The following is a 22712-nucleotide window of genomic DNA, read 5'->3' as shown; positions in this document are numbered from 1 at the left end:
CAATCAAAAACTGCGGATTCAAATATCCATCCCAGCGTATCACGATTAACTTAGCTCCTGCTGATTTGCGTAAGGAAGGCTCATCTTTTGATCTTGCCATCGCTTTAGGCTTGCTGACAACCAGTGAACAGATTGTTTTGCCAGTGGGGGAACGAACGCTGTTTATTGGCGAACTGGCGCTGGATGGCAGCATTCGTTCTGTAAATGGGGTGTTGTCCATGGTTGATCTGGCCAAGCGAGAGGGATTCGATTCCGTGCTGCTTCCTCAGGAAAACGCAAGCGAGGCACGTCTAATTACGGATATACGTATTTACGCTATACACCATCTGGCGGATCTTATCCCAGTTAATGATCATGCACAAGGCATCCCAGACGGCCAAGTGACCGATCAAAATTGTACTGCCAGTAAGCAAGTTATAATCCATTCCTATGACCATTTACCTCAAGCAGAGCATATACCGTTGTGCGAGCAAGAAGAACTAGCCAGTAATATGGAGGATTACAGCGATGTGCTGGGTCAGCTACACGCCAAACGTGCATTAGTTATCGCTGCAGCAGGAATGCACAATATTCTTCTTATGGGACCACCGGGTGCTGGAAAAACGATGCTCATCCGCAGGTTGCCCTCTATCCTACCGCCTTTGACTGAAAAGGAGTCGCTAGAAGTGACCAAGGTATACAGCGCAGCAGGAAAATGGAAGGAGTCCTCGCCTCATCTCATGCATGTTCGTCCCTTCCGTGCGCCTCATCATACAATCTCTGCTGCTGGATTGGTGGGCGGAGGAGGCATACCCAAACCAGGAGAAATCAGTCTTGCACACCGAGGGATTTTATTTCTAGATGAGTTGCCAGAGTTTAGCCGCCATGTGCTAGAAGTGCTGCGGCAGCCCCTGGAAGACCACCATGTGACAATCAGTCGTTCACGTGCTGTATTTAAGTATCCGGCGCATTTTTTACTTGCAGCTTCTTTGAATCCGTGTCACTGTGGCTTTTTCGGCAATAACACGGAACATCAGCGCTGTACCTGTTCACCTACAGCAGTAGCTCGATACCGTTCACGTATTTCCGGTCCATTGCTGGATCGAATTGATCTTCAGCTTGAGGTATCACAACCAAAGGACTGGCGGGAGGAAAAAGAATCCCTGTCGTCTGCTGACATGAGAAAGCAGGTGTTGGTTGCTCGAGCAATACAAATCCGCAGATACAGTAAGCTTCCTTTTTCATGGAATAGTGAGCTGTCCGGTCAGATGCTGCGTAAATATGCAGTATTAGATCAAAATGCAGCGGAGCTGCTTAATCAGACGATGGATGCACTTGGTTTAAGCATGCGTGCGTATGATCGAATTCTCAAGCTGTCCCGCACCATTGCAGACTTACATGAGTCAGAGAAAATTACGACTTCACATGTGGCTGAAGCTATTCAATACCGCCATATGGATAAAGCAAGCGCCAATTTATCCGAAATGTAAAAAGGCGATAAAATTAGCAGATACAGTACGATCATTTTTACGGAAAAGTTTTCCAAAGGATATGTGTACGAGAGAAAACGGAAAAAAGGACAAAAAAAGCTCCAGGCAAAAAGACCTGGAGAAGAAAAAAAGATTATGACAATAGTGATTATACTATGAGTATATCAATTTCGTATATACGATTATGCATCATCTCCCATGTTACTTGATGGAAAAACAACAAGCCCCTTGACCAATACGGTTGAGGGGCTTGTTGTGAATTTCATTCTAACTCTAAGTTACAAAACGTTCAGTTTCACTTCAATATTACCGCGGGTAGCGCGGGAGTATGGGCATTGTTCATGTGCGCCTTCCACCAGTTTTACCGCAGTTTCATGATCTACGCCTTTGACCAGAACGTCGAGGTTTACTCCGATTCCGAAGCCGCCGTCTTCGACTTTGCCAAAATGGACCGTAGCTGTGACTTCGGTACCTTCATGTTTAACACGCTGCATGCGAGCCACCATATTTAAAGCACTGTCAAAGCAAGCAGAATAGCCTGCGGCGAACAGCTGCTCTGGATTTGTACCTGCGCCACCAGCGCCACCCATTTCTTTTGGAGTATCAATATCTAAACGAAGTTCAGGGGAAGAAGACTCGATATAACCGTTACGCCCACCAACTGCTTTTACTGTTGTTTCATACATTTTTTGTTGAATGGTCATCATAATCCAATCACTGCCTCTCGCTCAATTTATATTTTACACAATTTAATTTATCAAAATAATTATTGTTTGTAAAGTATTTTAGGCAATTAGAATGTATTTTGTTATATAATGTGCTAAAATAATGACGAAAGCAGGTGACTAGACAGCATGGAAAACAATTTTAATAAAGATGCAGCGTTGAAACTTGATAACCAGTTATGCTTTGCCATATATGCATGCTCCAGAGAGATTACAAAGCTGTACCAGCCTTATCTGGAAAAGCTTGGTGTAACGTACTCGCAATATTTGGTGCTCATCGTGCTTTGGGAGCGTGAAGAGTGTACAGTGAAGGAATTGGGTGAGGCGTTATATTTGGATTCTGGCACACTAACTCCACTATTAAAGAGGTTACAGAATGCCGGGTTGATCGATCGAAAGCGTTCCACTCAAGATGAGCGTAAGGTGCTGATTTCTTTGACGATAGAGGGAAGAGCGTTGCGGGATAAAGCCCTGTCTGTACCAGGATGTATACAGGAAAAAACAAGTATGACTCATGATCAATTTGGGTCGCTTCTGCTTCAGTTTAATGATCTGCTTGATCGTGTTCATCAAGCGAATGTACAAATTGAAAAATCATAACAGGTACTTTCAGTTGCTCTTGCGAATTCTTACGACATGAGTTGTTCTAAACTGAAAGAAAAATGCCCTTAAATTCTAATGAAATAAAGTACCTCTCATTGCGGATTAGGTAATCCCATTTTGCGGAGGTGCTTTTTTTGTGTGAATTTGTATTAAAAAATAAAATCCAATAATATCCAAACATTCGATTTTGGGAATGATAATGATATCAAAATACTGTAATTCATGAGGTTAAATTATAAGGAAAGCGTTTTAAAAACATGTTACAATGATGTAGGTTTAGTATAGATTTCCTTGTGAACCGCCCTTGTTGCAGTCATGTTGATAGGAGGATTCCAGAATGAATATCCATGAATATCAGGGTAAAGAAGTATTAAAGCAGTACGGAGTGGCTGTACCGAACGGCAAGGTTGCCTACACGGTGGAAGAAGCCGTTGCTGCGGCAGAATCGCTTGGAAGCGCTGTTACGGTCGTAAAAGCACAAATTCATGCTGGTGGACGCGGTAAAGCGGGTGGCGTAAAGGTTGCCAAAGGTTTGGATGAGGTGCGGACTTTCGCTTCTGAAATTTTAGGTAAGGTGCTTGTGACACATCAGACCGGACCTGAAGGTAAAGAAGTCAAACGCCTTTTGATTGAGGAAGGCTGTGATATTCGCAAAGAATATTACGTAGGCGTTGTCGTGGATCGCGGGACTGGACGCATCGTATTGATGGCCTCCGAAGAAGGTGGTACGGAAATCGAAGAGGTGGCTGCGGCTACTCCGGAGAAGATTTTTAAAGCAGTTGTTGATCCAGCAATTGGGCTTCAGGTGTATCAAGCTCGTAAGCTGGCGTATGAGATTAATATTCCCAATGAGTTGGTAAATAAAGCGGTTAAGTTTATGCTGGCGCTTTACGAAGCATTTGTGGACAAGGACTGTTCGATTGCAGAAATTAATCCCCTAGTCGTTACGGGTGATGGGAATGTAATGGCGCTAGATGCCAAATTGAATTTTGATTCCAATGCGTTGTTCCGTCATAAGGATATTCTGGAATTGCGTGATTTGGATGAAGAGGACGAGAAGGAAATTGAGGCATCTAAATATGATCTAAGCTATATCGCTCTGGACGGCAATATTGGCTGTATGGTCAATGGTGCAGGTTTGGCGATGGCCACGATGGATATTATCAAATATTACGGTGGCGATCCGGCCAATTTCCTGGACGTTGGAGGCGGTGCAACAACGGAAAAGGTAACCGAAGCGTTCAAAATCATTTTGTCCGATCCGAAGGTAGAAGGTATTTTCGTCAACATTTTCGGCGGGATTATGCAGTGTGACATCATTGCGAATGGCGTCGTGGAGGCTGCCAAGCAGTTGGGGCTGACTCGACCGCTTGTTGTCCGTCTTGAAGGAACGAATGTTGAGCTCGGCAAACAGATTTTAGCGGAATCCGGTTTGAATATTGTGGCAGCCGATTCCATGGCGGATGGTGCCCAAAAAATCGTTGAACTTGTTCAATAGCCTGTTTGCATTCCGATATGCCGAATAAACGATAGGGGATGTGAAGATCGTGAGTATTTTGGTCGATAAGCATACAAAGGTGATTACACAGGGGATTACGGGAAAAACGGCGTTGTTCCATGCCAAAGGTGCACTTGATTACGGTACACAGATGGTAGGTGGCACCTCTCCAGGTAAGGGAGGCACCGAGGTAGAAATTACACTGGAAAACGGGCAACAGGTCAAACTGCCAGTGTTTAATACAGTAAGCGAAGCCAAGGAAGCTACGGGCGCAACTGCTAGCGTCATTTACGTGCCGCCGGCTTTCGCAGCGGATTCCATTTTGGAGGCTGTGGATGCGGAACTGGACCTCGTGATTTGTATCACAGAGGGGATTCCGGTGCTTGATATGATCAAGGTCAAACGTTTTATGGAAGGCAAAAAGACCGTTCTGATTGGCCCTAACTGTCCGGGTGTTATTACGCCAGGAGAGTGTAAGATTGGTATCATGCCAGGTTACATTCATCTGCCGGGTCATGTAGGCGTTGTGTCACGTAGTGGTACTTTGACCTATGAGGCAGTGCATCAGTTAACCACTAGAGGTATAGGTCAATCTTCCGCGGTTGGTATTGGTGGTGACCCAGTTAAAGGTTCAGAATTTATTGATATTTTACATCGCTTTAATGAGGACCCCAACACTCATGCTGTCATTATGATCGGAGAAATCGGTGGTACAGCCGAGGAAGAGGCTGCCGAGTGGATCAGGGACAATATGACGAAGCCGGTGGTTGGCTTTATCGGTGGGGTGACTGCGCCTCCAGGCAAACGGATGGGGCATGCAGGCGCCATTATTTCTGGCGGAAAGGGAACGGCAAAAGAGAAGATTGCTACGCTTGAAGCCTGTGGAATCAAGGTGGCGCCGACTCCTTCCGAAATGGGCTCGACACTGGTAAGTGTGTTGGAAGCGCGTGGTATTTTGAATCTGTGTACGACACATTAAATCGTGTTTCTTCATTAATATACTGGCTGTAAATCAGCATCGAAATTTGCTGCTGGCTAGTGTATAATGAAAGAAAGGTAAGCAACCTTTTTATCTTCTGAAACAGGGGATGAAAAGGTTGCTTTTTTTTGCGTTAAGACAGGCTTGTCAGGGAAACGCTTGCAAAATGATTCATTGTGCCACAAAATAAGGAAGGGTTCACTCTTCCATGAATGGGGGAACCACAGTTTGGAAGAAAGATGGCTTTTATTAGGTCTACATGAGTTAGAAGGAATCGGAAGAAGAACAATTCAGCGTATTTGGTCGAGTGATTATCGATTGCATGAGCTACTGCATTTTAGCGAACAAAAGTGGATTGAGATAGGCTTAAGTCCCAACCAGGCACGCATTGCGGCACAGTGTTACGATGAAGAATGGGTACATGAACGATATCAGCGAATTCAATCCAGTGATATTGGTATGGTAACTTATGTGGACGAAGATTACCCCCTATTAATGAAGGAAACAGTTGACCCACCTTGGGTAATGTATACAAAAGGGGATAAATCACTTTTGCACACATGTTCTGTAGCCATGGTAGGAACTCGCGTTCCTACTGCGTATGGTCGAAGAGCAGCGGAGATACTAACAGAGGAATTATGTAATGCAGGGATTACAGTGGTGAGTGGATTAGCGAGAGGAATTGACAGTATTTGCCATGAAACAGCCCTACGCCGGGGAGGCAACACGATTGGTGTGCTTGGAACAGCGATTGATCAAATTTATCCTCCCCAAAATGCCTCTTTGTTTGCAGAGATGGTTAGTAAAGGTCTGATCGTATCGGAGTATCCTCCAGGTACGAGGTCGCATCCCGGGATGTTTCCACAACGTAATCGCATTATTGCCGGTTTAACGAAGGGGACACTCGTTGTCGAAGCAGACGCTAGGAGCGGTTCCTTGATTACAGCGGATGCTGCGCTGGAGGCAAATCGAGATGTGTTTGCTGTTCCTGGGCCCATTACGTCACCGAAGAGTAGAGGCACGCTGAACTTGATTAAGCAAGGAGCCAAAACGGTCACTGAGGCTTCGGATATTATTGAGGAGTATGAAGCAGATTTGCGTACAAGGCAGGTTTCTTCATACAATAGAGAACAGAGTCTTAATCTTAAGAAGATCTCCAAAGCATCAGAAAGTGAGACTTCTGAGGAAAATCGTGTGGTGGTGCTGCTGGAACAAGGAACCATGACACTGGATGAACTGCTTGATGCTACGGCATGGGATTTTGGACTTTTACACGCAGTTCTGTTATCGTTAATCATAAAAAAAAGGATCGCTCAACTAGCGGGCACAAAATACAAGCTTATTTAGTAGTTGTTTTTGTCAAATCCTTAGTTAGTAAATGCGCAAAATTCAATTTTAAACATAGGTGGAGGGAAACATGGCGTTTATCCGCATCGCGGATACCTACTCCTTCCCCACTTCCTGAAATGTGTTGAATTTATAGCTCGTACTAACGAACTATACTCACCACATTTCAGGAAGTCTATCATATTCATGTGAGTAATTGAGAGGAGGAAGAGCCTATGGCGGATTCACTCGTCATCGTGGAATCGCCTTCCAAGGCGAAGACGATCGGCAAATACTTAGGCAGCAAATATATCGTCAAGGCTTCCATGGGTCATATCAGGGATTTACCTAAGAGCCAGATCGGCGTAGAGGTCGAAAATGATTTTAATCCCAAATATATTACCATTCGAGGTAAAGGCTCCATTCTAAAAGAGTTAAAGGATGCCCGAAAAAAAGTAAAAAAAGTATATCTGGCGGCTGACCCGGATCGCGAAGGTGAGGCTATTGCTTGGCATCTGGCGCATGCGCTGGAACTGGACGATACGGCGGATTGTCGTGTGGTGTTTAATGAAATTACGAAGCAGGCCGTCAAAGATGCTTTTAAAACCCCACGCAAGATCAATATGGATTTGGTCAATGCGCAGCAGGCACGACGGATATTGGATCGACTTGTCGGCTACAAAATTAGTCCATTGCTCTGGAAAAAGGTAAAAAAGGGTCTGTCAGCTGGGCGTGTACAGTCGGTTGCAGTGAAAATTATTTTGGACCGGGAAAACGAGATCAATGAGTTTGTACCGGAAGAATACTGGACGATAACAGCTAAACTAGCTATTAAGGACAGCACTTTTGAAGCGAAATTCCATAAGCTACGCGGCGAAAAGAAAGAGCTCTCTAGCGAAGCGGATGTACAAGAAGTGTTAGAAGCTATCGGAAAATCGTCTTACAAGGTGCGCGATGTGAAAGAGAAGGAGCGTTTACGCAATCCGTCTCCTCCATTCACAACAAGTTCCTTGCAGCAAGAGGCGGCTCGAAAGCTCAACTTCCGGGCATCTAAAACCATGTCTGTAGCGCAGCAGCTGTATGAAGGTGTGGATTTAGGTAAAGAAGGGACTGTGGGTCTGATTACGTATATGCGTACGGATTCCACACGGATCGCTACTTCGGCTCAAGAGGAAGCGAAAGAGGTCATTATTCAAAAATATGGCGAAGATTTTGTGCCTGAAAGTCCTCGTCAGTATTCAAAAAAATCGGCTAATGCTCAGGATGCGCATGAAGCGATTCGTCCAACCTCCGCCTTGCGTGATCCGGAAACCGTTAAGCCTTTTATGAGTAGAGACCAGTTCCGATTGTACAAACTGATATGGGAACGTTTTATGGCGAGTCAGATGGCTTCCGCTATTATGGATACTTTGTCCGTTGATATTGAAGCAGGCGAGACGATATTCCGGGCAGCCGGTTCGAAGGTTCGCTTTCCAGGCTTCATGAAAGTGTATGTGGAGGGGAATGACGACGGTAAAACCGAAGAAGATAAGCTGTTGCCGCCACTTCAGCCGGGCGATAAACTGAAAAAGGAATCGGTTGAACCAAAGCAGCATTTTACACAACCGCCTCCTCGCTATACGGAAGCACGACTGGTGAAGACACTGGAGGAATTGGGTATAGGACGCCCGAGCACGTATGCACCGACCCTGGAAACCATTCAGAAGCGCGGTTACGTCGCTATTGAGGAAAAGAAATTCTTCCCAACCGAGCTGGGAGAGTTGGTCATTGAGCAGATGGAAGAATTTTTTCCAGAGATTCTGAATGTAGAATTTACTGCGAATATGGAAGGTGATCTTGACCACGTCGAAGAGGGCGAAGGTGATTGGGTCAAGGTGTTGAGTGACTTTTACGAGTCATTCGAAAAGCGTCTGGAAGTGGCTGAAGAAGAAATGAAAGAAATTGAGATCAAGGATGAAGTATCCGACGTTATCTGTGACAAGTGTGGCAGTCAAATGGTATATAAGCTAGGCCGCTTTGGTAAATTTCTGGCCTGCTCTGCCTTCCCGGATTGCCGTAACACCAAGCCAATTGTCAAGGATATCGGGATGAATTGTCCTACATGCGGTGAGGGACATGTCGTCGAACGACGAAGTAAAAAAGGACGTGTCTTTTACGGATGTGACCGCTACCCAGAATGTGATTTTGTATCCTGGGATAAACCGTCCATTAAGCCTTGTCCAAGTTGCAGTGGCCTAATGGTCGAAAAACGTACTAAACAGGGGACGAAGCTCAACTGCACCGTCTGCGATCACAGCGAAATGCTGGAAGAGAGCGATGAGAGTGTAGAGACTTCTTAAGAACAAAGATAGCAGGGGGATTTAAAAGTGAGTGAACTACAAAAGGTAACGGTCATCGGAGCAGGTTTGGCGGGCAGCGAAGCTGCCTGGCAAATTGCAAGCCGTGGAGTGCCAGTTAAGTTATATGAAATGAGACCGGTTGTAAAAACACCCGCGCATCATACGGATAAATTTGCCGAATTAGTATGTAGTAATTCCTTGCGCGCGAATGGTCTGACGAATGCAGTAGGCGTACTGAAGGAAGAGATGAGAATACTAAACTCTTTGGTTCTGAGTGCGGCAGATCGCCATGCTGTTCCGGCTGGTGGGGCATTGGCAGTGGATCGTGATGGATTTTCCGGTCATATTACAGATACGCTTCATCAACATCCTTTGATCGAGGTCGTTAATGAAGAACTCCAGGAACTCCCGCAGGACGGTATCGTGGTCGTTGCAACGGGACCATTAACTTCTCCAGCTTTGTCAGAACAGATCAAAACGCTGATGGGAGAGGAGTATTTTTATTTCTACGATGCGGCAGCTCCGATTGTAGAGAAGGACTCCATCGATATGAGCAAGGTCTATCTGGCTTCCCGTTATGATAAAGGAGAAGCAGCTTACTTAAATTGTCCGATGAACGAAGCGGAATTTGATGCTTTCTATGAGGCTTTGATTACTGCTGAGGTGGCACAAGTCAAGGAGTTCGAAAAAGAAATCTACTTCGAAGGATGTATGCCTATCGAAGTAATGATGCAACGTGGGAAACAAACGGCATTGTTTGGACCGATGAAGCCTGTAGGTCTCGTAAATCCACATACAGGGGAACTACCCTATGCAGTTGTTCAGCTTCGACAAGACAACGCTGCAGGTACGCTATATAATTTGGTTGGTTTCCAGACTCACCTCAAATGGGGGGAGCAAAAGCGTGTGTTTTCAATGATTCCGGGACTCGAAGAGGCAGAGTTTGTACGTTACGGTGTGATGCATCGCAATACCTTTATTAATTCCCCACAGCAACTTCACCCAACTTATCAGTTCAAGGGAAGAAGCAATCTGTTCTTTGCCGGACAAATGACAGGTGTAGAGGGTTATGTAGAGTCGGCGGCCTCAGGTTTGCTGGCTGGTATAAATGCAGCACGAGCAGCACGTGGACAGGAAATGTTCGTATTTCCTGCGGAAACGACACTAGGCAGTATGGCACGATATATTACAACTGCTGACTTCAAACATTTCCAACCGATGAATGCAAACTTTGGTCTTCTTCCAAAGCTGGAGACACGCATTCGTAACAAAAAGGAAAAGAATGAAGCTCTCGCAAATCGCGCGTTGGAAAGTTTGCGCGGTTATATCAACCAAACGGGAGTTATGTCAACAGAAGTACAGGCATAAGGATGAAGGAAAAGGAGGAGCGCGTTATGGATATGTCCTTTCATGCTACCACCATCTGTGCTGTACGCCATAATGGCAAAGGAGCTATTGCGGGTGATGGGCAGGTAACGTTCGGCAACAGTGTTGTGATGAAGCAGACGGCTAAAAAAGTACGTAGATTGTATCGTGGTCAGGTCGTTGCGGGATTTGCGGGTTCGGTGGCCGATGCTATCACATTGTTTGAAAAGTTTGAAAATAAGCTGGAGGAACATCACGGCAATCTTCAAAGGGCTGCTGTAGAACTGGCTAAGGACTGGCGGCAGGATCGTGTACTACGCAAGCTGGAAGCGTTAATGATTGTGATGGACTCGTCCGGGATGCTGCTCATCTCTGGAGGCGGAGAAATTATTGAACCTGACGATGATGTGTTGGCCATTGGCTCAGGTGGTAATTTTGCATTGGCAGCTGCCCGTGCTTTCAAACGTCATGGCTCTGGTATGGAAGCAAAGGACATGGCACGGGAAGCGTTAGAGGTTGCTTCGGAAATATGCGTGTATACGAACAGTCAGATTATCGTGGAAGAATTGTAAATCGGCTCTGAGTATTCAAGGGTGGAGGAATGCAAAATGAATAATCAATCGTTGACGCCCAGACAAGTGGTATCCGAGCTGGATAAGTATATTGTCGGACAAAAGGAAGCTAAAAAATCTGTTGCTGTTGCCTTGCGCAACCGTTATCGGCGTAGTAAACTGCCGGATGATATTCGGGATGAAATTGTGCCCAAAAATATTTTGATGATCGGACCGACAGGTGTGGGTAAAACTGAAATTGCACGTAGACTTGCGCGGCTAGTGGGGGCTCCTTTTGTCAAGGTAGAGGCGACCAAATTTACAGAAGTGGGTTACGTCGGTCGTGATGTAGAATCTATGGTGCGGGATCTGATGGAAACCTCTATCCGTATCGTCAAGTCGGAACGAACAGAGAATGTGAAAGACAAAGCAGAGGACATGGCAAATGAACGGATTGTCAATATCCTTGTACCTGCAGAAAAGTCAAATAAATCGCAACGAAACCCTTTTGAAATGCTGTTTGGCAATAACACAGGGACTTCGGTAGAAGAAGAACCGCCACAACAGGACGGAACCTTAGCAGAGAAGCGACGTAAGGTTAAATTTGATCTGTTGTCCGGTAAGCTTGAGGATGATGTCATAGAGATTGATGTGGAGGATACCGCACCCAATATGCTCGATATGTTTGCTGGGCAAGGGAATGAACAAATGGGAATGAATATGCAGGAGATGTTCGGGAGTTTCCTGCCTAAGCGGACGAAGAAGCGCAAGCTACCAATCAAGGAAGCCCGCAAGGTACTGATTCAAGATGAAGCAGCCAAGTTGATCGATATGGATGATGTGATTCAGGAGTCTGTGAAGCGTGCTGAGCAATCGGGTATTATTTTTATTGATGAAATAGATAAGATTGCCAGCCAAGGCAAGGGAAGTGGCCCAGATGTGTCGAGAGAAGGAGTCCAGCGCGATATTTTACCTATTGTCGAGGGCTCTACCATTATGACCAAATACGGCCCGGTAAGAACAGATTACATTCTGTTTATTGCTGCAGGGGCTTTTCATGTGGCTAAACCATCAGACCTGATCCCAGAGCTTCAAGGTCGTTTCCCCATCCGGGTGGAGCTAAGTAGTCTGACCTTGGATGAGTTTGTGTCGATATTGACGGAGCCTAAAAATGCGCTGACCAAGCAATACACTGAACTGCTCCGCACCGAGGAAATAGAAGTCGAATTTTCTACGGAAGCGATCCGTGAGATCGCTAGTATTGCCGAGTCCGTTAATCGCAACACCGAAAATATCGGCGCACGGCGTTTGCATACCATCCTAGAGAAGCTGCTGGAGGATCTGTCATTTGAAGCACCAGAGCTTACATTGGATCGTATGATTATCACCCCGGAATATGTGCGTGAGAAGCTGGGAGATATTGCCCAAAACAGGGACCTTAGTCAGTATATTTTGTGAACTGAGTGTCTAAAAATAGGGTGTGTGATCCAGAATAACACTATCTTGCACCGTCGTTTAGTCCTAGACACAGGTTAAGTTGATGATTTTTCTGTCTATTCCAAAAGTAGGACGTATAATCTTTTACAGGTGTAAAGTGCTAAGAAAACATTCATTTTCTTGAAAAAAACCTGAAAAATTTAACATTTTATGCATCTAAAGCCCTCTTTTTTAAAAAAGATAGGGCTTTTTTCTTATTGTAATTAGGTCCCAACTCTACGAAACTTAGAATATATGACAGAAAGTTAAGATTTTCTACTTAAGACCTAAAAGAAATGTATAATTATGAAATTTTATTGTCGAAAAAAAGTGAAAAATCTTGTTTTATTGAATCTTACTTTGGAGTAGACGCTGGAGGGAGGAGCTAAATGAATCTGCTGGGTGATGTAAGCTTTCAAAAGCTTCAGGCAGGTGTACAGGCGGCCAATACGAGACAACGTGTGATGGCCGATAATATTTCCAATGCGGATACCCCGTATTTTAAGCGTTCGGAGGTTTCATTTGAAGAACTGCTTCAGCAGCAAATGGACGGTGATGTCACGCCATTGCGTGGAAAAGTAACCAATTCAAGACATTTCCAAATAGGACCTGTGAACTCCATTCCTGATGCCACGGTCACCAAAGATGGGTACTCAGTCATGAATAACAACATGAACAACGTAGATATAGACAGAGAAATGAGTCTTATGGCTGAAAATCAACTAAGATATAATACCTACATCCAAGAAATTAATGAGCGCATCAAAATGATGAGAACAGCGGTAGAAGGGAGATAGGACGAGGTGAAGATTAACAACGGCTTTGATATTAGTGCATCTGCTCTTACGGCCCAGCGGTTGCGGATGGACGTTATATCGAGCAACATTGCCAACGCAGAGACGACTCGGGCGAAGGTAGAGAATGGACAAGCAATTCCATATCGGAGAAAAACGGTTGTTTTGGAGCCGAACCAATCTGGCTTTGCCGATGTTTTGAAGGCTCAAATGGAAGGAAGTAGTACAAGCGCCGCTGGCGTTAAGGTTTCGCAAATTCAGGAAGATCAGTCACCTTTGAAGCCAGTGTACAATCCGGGTCATCCGGACGCTGATAAAGATGGCTATGTATATATGCCTAATGTAGACATAATGAAAGAAATGGTCGACATGATTTCCGCAACACGCTCATACGAAGCCAATGTAACAGCTCTGAATGCTTCAAAGGCGATGGTTTCCAAAGCGCTTGAAATCGGCCGCTAAGTTCCAGGACTACTAACTACTTAATAGGGAGAGTAAAACATGATTCAGAACGCCATGTTTAACGTACAGACACCGGTAATACAGCAGATTCAATCGCCTAACAATGAGTTGACGAAAGCGACGCCTTCCGAATCCTTGAAGGATTTTGGGTCCTTCCTAAAGGATGCTCTCAATGAAGTAGGGCAGCAGGAAGCCGCTACACACCAGATGTCCGACCAATTCATGGCAGGCAAAGTTGATGTAGATCAAGTCATGATCACTTCACAACAAGCGCTGCTTTCCCTGCAGCTTACTACACAGGTCCGAAACAAAGCGATCGAAGCCTATCAGGAGATCATGCGTACACAGATGTAAAGTGAGGGTTTAGCAAAGTTTCGGATGGGGTGACGGAGTGAACGAGAGAATCGCCCAATACCGGGATAGGATTTCCGGGTATTGGAATAATTTTAGCAAAAAACAGAAGATATTACTTGTTTCGACATTAGCATTCATCATTATCGCCATTGTAGTGCTAACGATGCAGTTTACCAAAACCGAATATGAGGTGGCCTTCCGGGATTTAAATGCAAATGATGCCGCTGGGGTCATTAAATATCTCGATTCTGCGGGTATACCGTATCAGCTTAATGCTGGTGGGACACAAATTTCAGTCCCAACCGCTAGTGCAGATAAGGCGAAGGTAGATGTTGGGTCCCAAGGGCTGATACAGAAGGGGTCAATCGGCATGAGCGCCTTTGACCAGTCCTCCTCGGCCATTGGCATGACGGAGAACGAGTTCAATGTGAAGTACAATAACGCATTGAACGGCGAAGTACAGCAACTGTTGGAACGGATGGACGGTGTCCAAAGCTCCAAAGCTGTCATTAATATGCCAAAGGAAAACATCTTTGCCGGACTTGAAGAAAAGGACAAAGCCTCTGCTTCGGTTCAAATGGAATTCGAACCTGGTTTTACTCCCAATCAACAAGCGATCGACGGATATTTTAACCTGGTAAAAACGGCTGTACCGAATTTGCCAGTAGAAAACATTACGATCACCAATAAGGAGTATGAGTTAATTCCAACGGCCAAGGGCGGCCAAGGCGGACTCACGAGTGGTGTTCAGGAAAACATGGCTCTACAGAAGAAGTTTGAGAGCGATGTAAGGAATAATGTCCAACAATTTTTGTCGAAAATTGTTGGAGACGACAAGGTAAACGTGCTGGTTATGTCCCAGCTAAATTTCGACAAAGTAACATCAAAGGAACAAATGGTCACACCTGTTGACCAAACGAAAATGAAGGGTATTGAAATCAGTGCCCAACAAATTCAGGAAAGTTATACGGGCAGTAGTGGACAGACTGGAGGAGTTGCAGGGACAGGAACGCAGGATGTCCCGGGTTACCCTGGAGGAGCCAATTCCGGCAATACCAGTTCGGATAAGAGCTCAAGTACTATTAACTACGAAGTTAACCGAATTGCAAGGGATATTATCCAAAGTCCGTACACTGTAAAAGATTTAACCATTAATGTAGCAGTTGAACCACCAACAGGTCAGCAAACGTTGGATACTGCAACTCAGACAGCAATTCAAAACATTTTGGTTAATATTGTAAGAGCGTCGCTAGCGAATTCCGGTACTACTTTTACAGACGCTGATTTGGCTAAAAAGGTTTCAGTGTTCTCACAAGCTACTCCGGCGCCTACGAGTACCAATACATTCTTCTCAGCTTCCAACCCGTGGATGTGGGGCATCGGAGCTGCAGTTCTGGCACTGTTGGCGGGTGTAATCTTCTTCATCGTACGCAGTCGTCGTAATCAGGAAGAAGAGTTGGATGAAGAATTGCAACTTATGCCAACGCCGACGGAATTCCCGTCCATTACTATGGAAAGTGTGACAAATGAAAGTCAAGTGCGTAAACAGCTTGAAAGTCTGGCGAAAAAGAAACCCGACGAATTCGTCAATCTGCTTCGTACATGGCTGGCTGACGAATAGAGGTGAGTTCATTGGCAAAGGCAAGCAGTCAAGGTTTAACGGGAAGACAGAAAGCAGCTATTCTTTTGATCACAATGGGGCCAGAAGTATCTGCTCAAATATTCAAGCATTTGCGTGATGAAGAGATCGAGCAACTTACATTGGAAATTGCCAATGTACGGAAGGTCGATGCCATTGAAAAGGACTCCATTATGGCCGAGTTTCATCAAATTTGCCTGGCTCAGGAGTACATTTCACAAGGCGGTATTAATTACGCCAAAGAAATATTGGAAAAAGCGCTCGGATCGCAAAAAGCAGTTGAGGTCATTAACCGTTTGACAGCGACATTACAGGTGAGACCTTTCGATTTTGCTCGTAAGGCAGATCCGAACCAGATATTGAATTTTATACAAAATGAGAATCCGCAAACCATTGCTCTCGTGCTTTCATACTTGCAGTTCGAGCAAGCGGCGGCAATTCTATCGTCCCTGCCACAGGAAAAGCAGGCAGATGTGGCCCGGCGTGTTGCTGTCATGGACAGTACATCTCCGGAAGTCATTTCTCAAGTGGAGAGAGTATTGGAGCAAAAGCTCTCGGCAACTGCGACGCAGGATTACACGAATGCAGGCGGTATCGAGTCTATCGTTCAGATTTTGAATGGCGTAGACCGCGGAACTGAGCGTACAATTCTCGACTCGCTTGAAATTCAAGACCCTGAACTGGCTGAGGAAATCAAGAAAAGAATGTTTGTTTTCGAGGATATCGTCAATGTGGACAACCGGTCCATTCAACGTATTATTCGCGATATCGACAATGCAGACTTGCAATTGGCGCTTAAAGTGTCCAGTGAAGAAGTACGCGATGTGATTTTCCGAAATATGTCGAAACGTATGGCAGAAACCTTCAAAGAGGAAATGGAGTACATGGGACCGGTGCGGCTGCGTGATGTGGAAGAAGCACAAACACGTATCGTATCAACGATCCGCAGATTGGAAGAGGCCGGTGAGATTATAATCGCACGCGGCGGAGGAGATGACATCATTGTCTAACTTGATTAAATCTTTCCAATATGTGCCTGTAGAGGCTTTGAAAACGATTGATGTGGCACATACGTACGTGTCAGAAACGACGGATGAAGAAATCACAACCGAATATACGGAGCCGGAGCCTCAGCGAGATTATGAGGCAGAACGGCTCCGAGATGAAATGCTGAATGATGCTAAGGACTTTGCCGAACGTCAGGTGCGCGAGGCGGCTGAAGAAGCGGAACGAATGCTTCAGGAAGCACAGCAGCAGATTGAAGATTGGTGGCAGGAACGACGCGAGCATGACGATCAGTTGATTCAGTCGATAAAAGCAGATGGATTTCAGCAAGGATATGAAGAAGGCCAGCAGCTGGCCGAGGCTGAGCTTCAGACGAAATCGGAGCAGATGATGGAAGAAGCACAAGATATTCTGCGTCAGGCCTATGAGATTAAGGAACAACTGATTCAGGAAGCCGAGCCTTTTCTGGTTGAACTGAGTAGTGCGATTGCCGAGAAGGTGATTGAAAAACAGCTTAGTCTTGAACCGGAATATACGATTGAGTTAATTCGCAAAAATTTGGCTCGTAAGCGAGAAAAAGGAATCATTACATTGTGTGTGTCGCCTCAGCATTTCGCATTTGTGCAAGGTGCACGGGAAGAATTGTCATTAACTGTCGATTCGCAGGCAGAACTGCAAATTATTCCTGATGGTACCGTAAAGGATCGCGGTTGCGTCATTCGTTCTTCCTTTGGAAGTGTGGACGCCCGGATCGATACGCAATTAGCTGAGATTAAAAAGGAACTACTGCGTCTGGCACATGAAAATGAGGAGCGAAGACATGAAGGGGCTTAATGCGCAGCGCTACATGGATCATTTGCGACAGCTGGACCCAGTTCGGGTTAATGGCAAGGTTACACAGGTTATCGGCTTGATGGTTGAATCGGAAGGTCCAGACGCTAGTATCGGGGATGTTTGTTATATTTATCCGGGCAAAGCGGCAAAGCCATTGCAGGCAGAGGTTGTTGGCTTCAGAGACAATAAAGTGCTTCTGATGCCACTTGGAGAACTACAATCCATTGGTCCTGGTTGTGATGTCGTAGGAACAGGGAAGCCGCTGAACGTGCAGGTTGGATCGGAGCTGTTAGGCAAGGTGCTGGATGGTTTGGGTCAGCCTTTGGACGGATCACTGATTCCCTCGCGAATGGCGAGATATTCAACCTTCAATATACCGTCCAATCCGCTGAATCGTCCGCGTGTGCAGGAACCCATTAGTATCGGAGTACGTGCAATTGACGGGTTGCTTACGATTGGTAAAGGACAACGGGTTGGTATTTTTGCGGGTTCGGGTGTAGGTAAGAGTACTTTGATGGGGATGATTGCCCGTAATACGGAAGCAGATGTGAACGTAATTGCCCTGATCGGAGAACGTGGACGCGAGGTGCTGGACTTTATTGAACGGGATTTGGGCCCAGAGGGACTAGAACGCTCTGTAGTCATTGTGGCAACTTCCGACCAACCTGCGTTGATCCGTATTAAGGGTGCACTTATTGCAACGACGATAGCGGAGTATTTTCGGGATCGCGGGTTGAATGTCATGCTAATGATGGATTCAGTTACCCGGTATGCGATGGCTCAGCGTGAAGTCGGTCTAGCAGTAGGGGAACCACCAGCAATGAGAGGATACACTCCATCTGTGTTCGCTAGTCTGCCTAAGCTGCTGGAACGCGCAGGGACAGGACCTACTGGCTCTATAACCGCCTTTTATACGGTGTTGGTTGATGGTGACGACATGAACGAGCCCATCGCAGATGCGGTGCGTGGGATATTGGATGGACACATTGTCTTGAATCGCGGGATTGCGAACAAAGGACATTTTCCTGCAATTGATGTGTTAGCAAGTATTAGCCGGGTCATGAAGGACATTGCACCACGAGATCAGATAGATGCTGCCGAAAACATTAAGCGCTTGATGGCCATTTACAAAGATTCAGAGGACCTGATTAACATTGGGGCTTATCAACAGGGTTCGAATGCAGAAATTGACGAATCTATGGAGCGCATACGGGATATATGGGATTTTACAAGACAAAGAACGGATGAAAAGGCTGAACTGGACGAAGTACGAGAACGTTTGATTTCTGAATTTACGAGGAGATGAAGGTTGAACGATGAGATTTCAGTATTCCTTTCAAAAAGTTGTAGACTTGAAAACGAACGAAAAGTCACAGGCTGAATGGCTGCTTTCCAGTGCTGTTGGACAATTGCAGGTTGAGGAGCAGACATTAACACAGCTTATAGGCGAAAGGAATCGGGTCATATCCGCCATTCAAAAGGCTGCCGAAGATTGCGCGCCACTCTCTAGCATTCAGGAATTACAAGCTTATGTCAATCATCTGGACCAATGTATTACACGCAAGCATAGGGATGTTCAATATGCGCAGCAAAATGTGCAAAGCAAACAAACCGTTTTGACCGATAAAATGCTGGATGAACAAGTTTGGCTGAAAGCGAGAGAGAAGGCCAACGTGAAATTCCAACAGGAAATGCTCCTGCGCGAGCAGAATGAGCTGGATGAAATGGCTTCCGTGCGATTTGCCATGAAAGCCCGGTAAGCGGAACGTCATAGGATACGCATATCAGCTGCCTGAGGAGGAAGACGATGGCACAGAAGTTAGCAGAAAATGAACTGGATATGGATTTAGGGAAAGAATCAGGCGGGGGATTTGAACGGTTTATGTTTTTCCTGATTCCGATTGTTTTCACAATTGTTCTGGTCGGAGTCTTGCTCACACTGTTCAATATGGACTTCAGAAGCGAAATGATCTCATTAGGGAACAAAATACCAATTGTTAAAAATTGGATTCCTGAACCGAAGGATAAGGCAACCCAGACAAAAGAGGCAGATCAGAAGGCACAGTCTGAAAGCTCTGAAGCAACCATTCAGCAGTTAAAAGCAGATTTAGCCAAGCAGACGGAAGAACTCAAAAAGGCTACGGCTGCTAAAACGACACAAGATAAAAAGGTTACTGAACTTCAAAATCAGGTCAATACACTGCAAACGCAACAGGAACAACAGTCGCAGACGGGTCAACAGGGACAGGTCGGGCAGCAGGGACAAGCAGGTACGCAAACTACAGACGGAACAACAAGTGAAGATCCTTATGTAAAACAGACCAGAGAACTTGCCAGCATGTATGAAGGAATGACGGCAAGTAAAGCTGCACCGATCATGGAGAATCTGACTACGGAAGAGACCGTGCAGCTGTTAAGTTATATGGACCCTGCCAATAGTGCGAAGATTTTGCAAAAGATGGACGCTAAAAAAGCAGCGGATATTACGATGGCTCTGAAAAACGTAACGCCATCTACGGATTTATCGGTAGCGGCGTTGCAGTCCCGTTTGAAAAAGGATCAGGGTAGTACAGCTGGAACGACGAGTAAAAGTCTGCAAAGTACTCAAATCAGCAGCACATTTGCTTCCATGGACAAGAAAAGTGGTGCCGAACTTATTTTACAAACTTACAAAATCAGTCCAGATAAGGCATTAAACATATTAAATACAGTAGATGATTCGACACGTGCTTCTTTACTGCAAAATATGTCTGCGAAGGATGCAGGTCAGACCGCGAAAATTTTGAATAAGCTGATGGGCAGTAAGTAATTTAAATTGAAGGGAGGTGAAAAATATATGACCCTTATTTCTCAAAGTGTATCTCTTAGCTCTAGTCCAACAGCTAGCAGTACGACAGCGTCAGCAACAAGTACAACCACGGCTGCTGGAGCAACCACGGGCGCCTTTAATCAAACACTAACGCAAATGATGACAGGTGGGCAAACAGGCTCAGCTGGAACAGATGCGAATGGTTCTCCATTAGTTATGGTACTACCGCTTATTGCAAACGGAGAATCTGCGGAAGCTCCAACCGAGCCGCTTGTTGAAACATTGGCTCCTTTGCTGCAAAATCTCGAAAAGTTGGATGATCAGGTAGTTGCCGATCCTGCGCTGCTTGCAGCTTTACAATCATGGATTCAGCAAGTACAACAGTTTTTGCAAGGCAATGGAACCAATCAACAGGCAGACGGCGGGGAAACGGCAGAGGCTACAGGCTTAACGGCCTTGGCAGCTAATCCGGCAACTCTTCGGTTTGCATTACAGGACGCTTTGTCACAACTTGCCAATGTAGCAGAGCAGGCTTCGGGCGACCAAAAGGCTAAGGTGACACAGTTACTACAATTGCTTCAAAGCGCAACAGCTGGGACTGGAGCTATTTCCGATGAGCAGTGGAATGGAGTATTGAAAGCTGTGGAACTTGCTGATAGTGGAGATTCACAAGTGGTTCAGCCTTCTGCACAACGGGCAAACGGTGCTCAGACATTAACTGCAGCATCTACAAACAAACAGGTTGCTCCTCAGCAGCAAGCAAGTCAGGGTGAAACTAGCCAGCAAGGCTCAGAAGGACAACGTTCATCAACGAATCTTCTCGTTCAGTCCGCAGTTAAAACGACTGTAACGGATGAAGCGGGTACATTCGTAGATGCAGCTGAGCAAGCGGATCCGTCGGCAACTGATAATCAGACTCCGGTGATCACGACTGCGGGGCAGCTTTCGGTACAAACGCAGGGAACAACACCTTCGGCTCCGGCTCAACCAGTCGTACATGTACGACAATTTGCCAAGGAGATGACTGAGTTTGTAGTGCAGAAACTTGATATTGTAAAGCACACTGGTTTGACAGAAGCGACCATCATGCTTCGTCCAGATCATCTGGGCCAGCTGGAGGTTAAGCTGACGATGCAAAACGGCCATCTGGTTGCCCAGTTTATGACTGAGCATAGCGGGGCGAAGGATCTGCTGGAACAGCAAATGTCTCAGTTGCGTACGAGTCTTCAGAGTCAAGGTATTCAAGTGGATAAAGTAGAAGTAACGCACAATGAGTCGCTATCCTCCCATATGTATCAGGATGGACGCGGTTCTGGAGCTAATCAGCAGCAGCAATCTAACCAACGTTCTAAAGCTCGAGGTAGAGAAGAGAGCGAGGATGCTTTGAAGGTAGCTGAAATGACAGAAGAGCTTCGTAACTGGACAGCAGAACAACGCGCAGATGACATGAATCGGACAGGCTCCTTTACAGCACAAGCGTAATGATGGAGGTGAGAACACAATGACGACTACAGACAACAATGTATCCACCAGTAACGTCTGGCCGAATTACAATGTGAATAATGTCAAAACAGCAAGCGCCAAGGATACTAAGACGATGGGTAAAGATCAATTTTTAAAGATATTGATCACTCAGCTACAAAATCAGGATCCAATGCAGCCTTTGGAGGATAAAGAATTTGTCGCTCAAATGGCACAGTTTTCCTCGGTGGAACAACTGATGAACATATCTACGCAGTTGACTGCATTGGGACAGTCTTTGGGTACAGCTTCTGGTTTGATAGGAAAAGAAGTTAGCTGGATTGAGCCGGGTAAAAAGGATTCCATTACAGGTGAAGCAGGCGCAGGTACAGTGAAAAGTGGAATCGTAGATTCCATCGTTATTCGCGACGGTGTGCAGTATGCCAAAATGGGAGCGGCTGAGGTGGCATTAAAAGATGTAACATCAGTAAGCCAGGCTAACACAACGGCTCCTATTACTGATACGTCAGATACTACATCTTCTTCCTCTACTGGAAGCGGTGAGAACTCATGAATGACAGGATAACGGTCGGACGCCTTTTTCCTACCAATGTTCCTCCGGCAGCGATTTCTCAAAACCGAGTAAATTCGGTAACAAAGGACACCAAGCCGTTTGGTCAGGTGTTGCAGGAACAGGTGCTCAAGCTCAGCAACCATGCAGCCAAGCGACTGGAGCAGCGAGGAATAGAGTTGAGAAGTGACCAAATGGCGAAAATTAACTCTGCTGTGGATAAGGCTGCTGCCAAGGGCGCTAAAGAATCTTTGATTTTAATGCAAGATATGGCTTTGATTGTTAGTGTGCCTAATCGAACAGTTGTTACTGCGATGGACAAGCAGTCCATGGAGGATAACGTATTTACGCAGATAGATAGTGCTGTAATTATTTCATAATAAGTGGCTGGCCCGAATAGGAAAGCCATGAAAAAGCCGCGGATCGACTGATGCGGCCAACTAAGCAACCAA

At 45.7% G+C, this 22712-nt stretch carries 22 protein-coding genes; 21 read left to right on the top strand and 1 reads right to left on the bottom strand.

What is annotated here, in order from left to right; all coding sequences use genetic code 11:
• Positions 1-1469 (top strand): YifB family Mg chelatase-like AAA ATPase (locus G9G57_RS21290; RefSeq protein ID WP_164965512.1); only part of this gene is annotated, 1469 nt, incomplete at its 5' end.
• 278 nt (positions 1470-1747) lie between these two features.
• On the opposite strand, the gene G9G57_RS21285 is transcribed toward G9G57_RS21290, so the two are convergent.
• Positions 1748-2176, bottom strand: coding sequence for an organic hydroperoxide resistance protein (locus G9G57_RS21285; RefSeq protein WP_013309874.1), 429 nt, complete (start codon positions 2174-2176; stop codon positions 1748-1750).
• Between the two features lie 147 nt (positions 2177-2323).
• Here G9G57_RS21285 and G9G57_RS21280 point away from each other — a divergent pair, with 147 nt between their 5' ends.
• The 20 genes from G9G57_RS21280 to G9G57_RS21185 all read left to right on the top strand — a co-directional run bounded on the left by G9G57_RS21280 (position 2324) and on the right by G9G57_RS21185 (position 22640).
• A complete protein-coding gene (locus tag G9G57_RS21280; protein ID WP_039277121.1) occupies positions 2324-2794 on the top strand; it encodes a MarR family winged helix-turn-helix transcriptional regulator in 471 nt (156 codons plus the stop codon).
• Between the two features lie 340 nt (positions 2795-3134).
• Positions 3135-4295: an ADP-forming succinate--CoA ligase subunit beta gene (gene sucC / locus G9G57_RS21275; protein WP_039277123.1), complete on the top strand. Its 1161-nt coding sequence runs from the start codon at positions 3135-3137 to the stop codon at positions 4293-4295.
• Positions 4296-4344: 49 nt separating this feature from the next.
• Positions 4345-5274, top strand: a complete 930-nt coding sequence (gene sucD / locus G9G57_RS21270; protein ID WP_013370665.1) for a succinate--CoA ligase subunit alpha — start codon at positions 4345-4347, stop codon at positions 5272-5274.
• Between the two features lie 228 nt (positions 5275-5502).
• Complete coding sequence (dprA, locus tag G9G57_RS21265) at positions 5503-6621, top strand: DNA-processing protein DprA (RefSeq protein ID WP_039277126.1); 1119 nt, start codon at positions 5503-5505, stop codon at positions 6619-6621.
• 215 nt (positions 6622-6836) lie between these two features.
• Entirely contained in the window at positions 6837-8939 is a 2103-nt protein-coding gene (gene topA / locus G9G57_RS21260) for a type I DNA topoisomerase (RefSeq protein ID WP_016820944.1), read from the top strand.
• Positions 8940-8966: 27 nt separating this feature from the next.
• Complete coding sequence (gene trmFO / locus G9G57_RS21255) at positions 8967-10307, top strand: FADH(2)-oxidizing methylenetetrahydrofolate--tRNA-(uracil(54)-C(5))-methyltransferase TrmFO (protein WP_013370668.1); 1341 nt, start codon at positions 8967-8969, stop codon at positions 10305-10307.
• A 26-nt stretch (positions 10308-10333) separates the two neighbouring features.
• Positions 10334-10876 (top strand): ATP-dependent protease subunit HslV, encoded by a 543-nt coding sequence (hslV, locus tag G9G57_RS21250; protein WP_013370669.1) that lies wholly within the window; start codon positions 10334-10336, stop codon positions 10874-10876.
• Between the two features lie 36 nt (positions 10877-10912).
• A complete protein-coding gene (gene hslU, locus G9G57_RS21245; RefSeq protein ID WP_016820946.1) occupies positions 10913-12313 on the top strand; it encodes an ATP-dependent protease ATPase subunit HslU in 1401 nt (466 codons plus the stop codon).
• A gap of 407 nt (positions 12314-12720) precedes the next feature.
• Positions 12721-13128: a flagellar basal body rod protein FlgB gene (flgB, locus tag G9G57_RS21240; RefSeq protein ID WP_019686986.1), complete on the top strand. Its 408-nt coding sequence runs from the start codon at positions 12721-12723 to the stop codon at positions 13126-13128.
• 6 nt (positions 13129-13134) lie between these two features.
• Positions 13135-13587, top strand: coding sequence for a flagellar basal body rod protein FlgC (gene flgC, locus G9G57_RS21235; protein WP_013370672.1), 453 nt, complete (start codon positions 13135-13137; stop codon positions 13585-13587).
• 39 nt (positions 13588-13626) lie between these two features.
• Positions 13627-13941 (top strand): flagellar hook-basal body complex protein FliE, encoded by a 315-nt coding sequence (gene fliE, locus G9G57_RS21230; RefSeq protein ID WP_007430020.1) that lies wholly within the window; start codon positions 13627-13629, stop codon positions 13939-13941.
• 37 nt (positions 13942-13978) lie between these two features.
• Complete coding sequence (gene fliF / locus G9G57_RS21225) at positions 13979-15562, top strand: flagellar basal-body MS-ring/collar protein FliF (RefSeq protein ID WP_164965511.1); 1584 nt, start codon at positions 13979-13981, stop codon at positions 15560-15562.
• 11 nt (positions 15563-15573) lie between these two features.
• Entirely contained in the window at positions 15574-16590 is a 1017-nt protein-coding gene (gene fliG / locus G9G57_RS21220) for a flagellar motor switch protein FliG (RefSeq protein WP_013370674.1), read from the top strand.
• A complete protein-coding gene (locus tag G9G57_RS21215) occupies positions 16583-17419 on the top strand; it encodes a FliH/SctL family protein (RefSeq protein ID WP_164965510.1) in 837 nt (278 codons plus the stop codon). Before fliG ends, G9G57_RS21215 begins: the two co-directional genes overlap by 8 nt.
• Positions 17406-18725 carry a flagellar protein export ATPase FliI gene (gene fliI, locus G9G57_RS21210; RefSeq protein ID WP_016820950.1) on the top strand — a complete coding sequence of 440 codons (1320 nt, stop codon included), beginning with the start codon at positions 17406-17408 and terminating at the stop codon, positions 18723-18725. Before G9G57_RS21215 ends, fliI begins: the two co-directional genes overlap by 14 nt.
• A gap of 10 nt (positions 18726-18735) precedes the next feature.
• Complete coding sequence (gene fliJ / locus G9G57_RS21205) at positions 18736-19179, top strand: flagellar export protein FliJ (RefSeq protein WP_013370677.1); 444 nt, start codon at positions 18736-18738, stop codon at positions 19177-19179.
• Positions 19180-19226: 47 nt separating this feature from the next.
• Positions 19227-20228, top strand: a complete 1002-nt coding sequence (locus G9G57_RS21200) for a magnesium transporter MgtE N-terminal domain-containing protein (RefSeq protein WP_017427925.1) — start codon at positions 19227-19229, stop codon at positions 20226-20228.
• 27 nt (positions 20229-20255) lie between these two features.
• Positions 20256-21710 carry a flagellar hook-length control protein FliK gene (locus tag G9G57_RS21195; RefSeq protein WP_153794979.1) on the top strand — a complete coding sequence of 485 codons (1455 nt, stop codon included), beginning with the start codon at positions 20256-20258 and terminating at the stop codon, positions 21708-21710.
• Positions 21711-21729: 19 nt separating this feature from the next.
• Positions 21730-22263, top strand: coding sequence for a flagellar hook capping FlgD N-terminal domain-containing protein (locus G9G57_RS21190; protein WP_102997886.1), 534 nt, complete (start codon positions 21730-21732; stop codon positions 22261-22263).
• On the top strand, positions 22260-22640 hold the full coding sequence (locus tag G9G57_RS21185; protein ID WP_016820954.1) for a TIGR02530 family flagellar biosynthesis protein: 381 nt from the start codon (positions 22260-22262) through the stop codon (positions 22638-22640). Before G9G57_RS21190 ends, G9G57_RS21185 begins: the two co-directional genes overlap by 4 nt.
• Positions 22641-22712 lie beyond the last annotated feature (72 nt).

The sequence above is a fragment of the Paenibacillus sp. EKM211P genome (genome assembly GCF_011066175.1).
Lineage (GTDB): Bacteria > Bacillota > Bacilli > Paenibacillales > Paenibacillaceae > Paenibacillus > Paenibacillus polymyxa.
The sequence above is the reverse complement of the archived record's forward strand: the minus strand, read 5'-3'. Positions and strand labels throughout refer to the sequence as shown.

Excerpts from the sequence above, each read along its gene's own strand:
- G9G57_RS21285 (WP_013309874.1), bottom strand. The coding sequence starts at position 2,176 with ATGATGACCATTCAACAAAAAATGTATGAAACAACAGTAAAAGCAGTT.
- G9G57_RS21280 (WP_039277121.1), top strand. The coding sequence starts at position 2,324 with ATGGAAAACAATTTTAATAAAGATGCAGCGTTGAAACTTGATAACCAG.
- sucC (WP_039277123.1), top strand. The coding sequence starts at position 3,135 with ATGAATATCCATGAATATCAGGGTAAAGAAGTATTAAAGCAGTACGGA.
- topA (WP_016820944.1), top strand. The coding sequence starts at position 6,837 with ATGGCGGATTCACTCGTCATCGTGGAATCGCCTTCCAAGGCGAAGACG.
- hslV (WP_013370669.1), top strand. The coding sequence starts at position 10,334 with ATGGATATGTCCTTTCATGCTACCACCATCTGTGCTGTACGCCATAAT.
- hslU (WP_016820946.1), top strand. The coding sequence starts at position 10,913 with ATGAATAATCAATCGTTGACGCCCAGACAAGTGGTATCCGAGCTGGAT.
- flgB (WP_019686986.1), top strand. The coding sequence starts at position 12,721 with ATGAATCTGCTGGGTGATGTAAGCTTTCAAAAGCTTCAGGCAGGTGTA.
- fliE (WP_007430020.1), top strand. The coding sequence starts at position 13,627 with ATGATTCAGAACGCCATGTTTAACGTACAGACACCGGTAATACAGCAG.
- fliI (WP_016820950.1), top strand. The coding sequence starts at position 17,406 with ATGAAGGGGCTTAATGCGCAGCGCTACATGGATCATTTGCGACAGCTG.
- fliJ (WP_013370677.1), top strand. The coding sequence starts at position 18,736 with ATGAGATTTCAGTATTCCTTTCAAAAAGTTGTAGACTTGAAAACGAAC.
- G9G57_RS21200 (WP_017427925.1), top strand. The coding sequence starts at position 19,227 with ATGGCACAGAAGTTAGCAGAAAATGAACTGGATATGGATTTAGGGAAA.
- G9G57_RS21195 (WP_153794979.1), top strand. The coding sequence starts at position 20,256 with ATGACCCTTATTTCTCAAAGTGTATCTCTTAGCTCTAGTCCAACAGCT.
- G9G57_RS21190 (WP_102997886.1), top strand. The coding sequence starts at position 21,730 with ATGACGACTACAGACAACAATGTATCCACCAGTAACGTCTGGCCGAAT.
- G9G57_RS21185 (WP_016820954.1), top strand. The coding sequence starts at position 22,260 with ATGAATGACAGGATAACGGTCGGACGCCTTTTTCCTACCAATGTTCCT.